This window comes from Halalkalibacter sp. APA_J-10(15) (assembly GCF_023017105.1).
Lineage (GTDB): Bacteria > Bacillota > Bacilli > Bacillales > Bacillaceae_D > Halalkalibacter.
Window position 1 is genome coordinate 1 of sequence record NZ_JALKEV010000070.1, and the last position, 404, is coordinate 404.

The window sequence follows — 404 nt, forward strand, 5'->3', positions numbered from 1 at the left end:
GCGACGTTTGTTTCGATTTCTTTGATCGTTTGGCGCATAGAGCGAATGCCGAATATGTATTGAATGAACACCATTTTTACTAACACGACAGGATCAATACTAGGACGACCTTTATCAGAAGAGTACAGATTTTTCACAAGATCATAAATGAAATCAAACTCAATCGCGTGATCTAATTTACGAACAAGATGGTCTTCTGGAACTAGTTTTTCAATCCAAACCATCTCCATTTGCATTCGCTTATCTTCCAACTTTTTTGACATCATCATTTATTCACCCCTGTCCTTTTTTCACTTATATTATAGAAAAAAACTGATTACCTGTCTTTATTTTGAAGAGAAGCAACATTCCTTTTTCCCACTAGAAAAAGCGGACGGGATGGGAGGGTCGACTCCTGCAGGAGG

At 38.1% G+C, this 404-nt stretch carries 1 protein-coding gene; it reads right to left on the reverse strand.

From position 1 onward, the window contains the following. The coding region (locus MW695_RS22305) for a transposase (protein ID WP_247107621.1) at positions 1–266 on the reverse strand (266 nt) is incomplete at its 3' end. Positions 267–404: the final 138 nt, after the last annotated feature.